The 2,754-nt window shown below is 61.4% G+C and carries 2 protein-coding genes; one reads left to right on the forward strand and one right to left on the reverse strand.

Going from position 1 to position 2,754, the window contains the following annotated elements; translation table 11 throughout:
* Positions 1-313 precede the first annotated feature (313 nt).
* A complete protein-coding gene (locus HMPREF3086_RS06280) occupies positions 314-1,585 on the reverse strand; it encodes an Nramp family divalent metal transporter (protein ID WP_070720780.1) in 1,272 nt (423 codons plus the stop codon).
* Between the two features lie 221 nt (positions 1,586-1,806).
* On the opposite strand from HMPREF3086_RS06280, the gene HMPREF3086_RS06285 reads away from it, so the two are divergent.
* Positions 1,807-2,532, forward strand: coding sequence for a M23 family metallopeptidase (locus HMPREF3086_RS06285; protein ID WP_061917731.1), 726 nt, complete (start codon positions 1,807-1,809; stop codon positions 2,530-2,532).
* Positions 2,533-2,754 lie beyond the last annotated feature (222 nt).

Consider the following 2,754-nt stretch of genomic DNA (forward strand, 5'->3'; position numbering starts at 1 on the left):
ATGAATCTAATACGCAGACCTTCCACCTAACGGTGCCGAGTTGTAGATTGTGCGAACTCTGTACCCCACCGAACCGTTCCCCACATTCGTATCGGTCAACCCCAGCGCGACCTGCGCGTGGGTGGATCTCGGGCCTGCGCTTCGTTGCTTGCGCCACCTTGACCGCAGGGAAATGACGGAATGGTGGAGCAGGTCGCCACCTGCGGACCGTTGTCGAGACTCGTGTTTCATACCACGCGTTCGCACCACGCGGAGCCCCTCCGGACGGTGCAACATGCCGCAGCAACTATGGTGCACCATAGGGTGGTGTAACTCAGGCAATTCCCGTCTCGAGAGCCACCAGCGCGACATTCAAAGCAATGATTACAGCAGCGATCGCCCAGCCCAGTAATGTTGTTTCGCGCGCATTGACCGAGGCGCCCATGAGGGATTTTCGGGAAGTGAGCCACACCAATGGCACCAGCGCAAACGGGATGCCAAACGACAGAATTACCTGGCTCAGAATCAGCGCGTACGTGGGATCAACCCCGGCTGCTAGCACAATAATGGATGGGATAATGGTGATGAGCCTGCGGGTGAGGAGTTTCATCCGGGTACGAAACAGGCCCCCCATGATGTCGCTGCCCGCGTAGGCGCCAACGGCAGTTGATGCGAGCCCTGAAGCCAATAGCGCGATTGCGAACATAAGACTGGCTGTCGTGCCGAGGGTGTTCTCGATCGCAGCGTGAGCCCCTTCAATAGTCTCAGTGCCCGCCACTCCGGGGAGCACCGATGCCGCCACAAGCAGCATCACTAGGTTCACTGACCCGGCGATCGTCAACGCGATAGTCACATCTACCCGGGTTGCCCTGATTAACCGGGAAAGCGGGTAGGTCCTCTCTGTACCGAACCTGTCACGGGCGAGTGAGGAGTGCGCGTAGATTGCGTGCGGCATGACCGTTGCCCCGAGAATACTTGCTGCCAGCAACACCGATTGGGCGCCGTCGAAGCGGGGGATCATGCCACCTAGTACTGCACCAGGCTCGGGCGGAGCAATGAACAGGCCGTAACAGAACCCGATGACGATCACGAGCATAAGGCCGATAATCGCGAACTCAAACGTTCTTGCTCCACGTTGAGCTTGCAGCAAGAGAAGCCCTGTGGAGATGACTCCCGTGATAACAGCACCGGCAACAAGGGGGACATCGAACAAGATCCACAGCGCGACGGCGCCCCCGATGACTTCAGCGACATCGGTAGCGATCGCGACGCATTGGGCCTGCAACCCATACAGGACACGCCATGCCCGGTTGGCGATGCGCTGACCGAGAAGCTCAGCCATGCTCGACCCAGTAACCAACCCGAGCTTGGCCGAAAGGTACTGGACCAGCCACGCCGCTGCGTTCGCCGCAACAAGCACCCATACCAACAAGTACCCGAACTGAGCCCCGGCAGACATGTTGACGGCAACATTTCCAGGGTCAAGGTAGGCCACACCCGCGACTAGGGCCGGGCCCAACAGCCATGCTCGGCCCGATCCCCGAGCTCTCAGCTGCAGTTTTGTCTGTGTCCCCACTGTACGAGCCCCCTTATTCCACTCCCTCATACGTTCTTCGGACGGACGTCTACCCGAGCCCGTTGTCGCCTGGCCACCAAGACGTATGGCCAGATCGACCGTAGCGCACGGACCAGCAACGGTTTGACCTGCGATGTTTCAAGTCTCCGGAGATCGCGCAAGACAAGACGATATGAAACTGTTACCGTTTCGAGAGTAATCGGAGACCGCCCGCGGCCAGCCGGAAGCATCACCACGTCAAAGGAATCAGCATGTCGAACTCTTCGCGGGCTGTACCGTTCGCCGATCTCATGGTCTCGCTCGGTGTCGAGACCACTGCGTCCCCTGCCGGCCGGCATCGGGCCCGCCACTCTGCGGGAATCGGCCGCATGGCTGCCACCACCCTGGCCGGCGCGGCGATTGCTAGCGGTGCAGCACTGAGCGCCACGCCTACCGCCTCCGCCCAATCGTCTGATCTCGACCAGGTCGGACAGATGGTCCAGGAGGTCGGCGCTCAGCACGGCATCGGGGCCGAGCAGGTCCGCGCGTACGCCAGCCAGATTCCCGGGCTAGATCAGCTCGGGCTCGGTTCTTTGCAGCTGCCTGGCAGCGTCGACGCACACAAGCCGACCGACGGTGTTGTCACTTCGAGCTTTGGCCCCCGGTGGGGCTCCAACCACAGTGGCACCGACTTCGGCGCTCCAATCGGTACTCCCTTGTACGCGGCCAAGTCTGGCACTGTCGTGGCTTCCGGGCCCGCCGCCGGCTATGGGCTGTGGATCCGCATCCAGACTGACGACGGCTACCTCCTGGAGTACGGCCACAACAACGCCAACTACGTGTCCGTGGGCGAGCGGGTCACTGCCGGCCAGGTGATCGGCGAAGTCGGCAACCGGGGTGACTCGACCGGCCCGCATCTGCACCTGGGCGTGCAGAACCCCGCCGGCCAGTGGATCGACTCGGTGTCGTGGCTTGCGACGAACGGTGTCATCATCTGACGGATGCGCCCACCGCGGCGGTCTCGGCGAACCGGAGGTCCCAGATATTGACCGCTTTGGTCCCGGGTCTACCGTGAACGGCGTGCAGAGGTTCTTTCGTGCGATCACGTCGGGATGGCTGATCGCCGTTATCGCCGTCGCGCTTTTTGTGTACGCGTGTTTCACGCTGCTTGCACCGTGGCAGTTGGGCAAGAATGAGGATCTACAGGCACGCAACTCACA

The organism is Dietzia sp. HMSC21D01, from assembly GCF_001815995.1.
In the GTDB taxonomy this organism is placed as follows: Bacteria; Actinomycetota; Actinomycetes; order Mycobacteriales; family Mycobacteriaceae; genus Dietzia; species Dietzia cinnamea.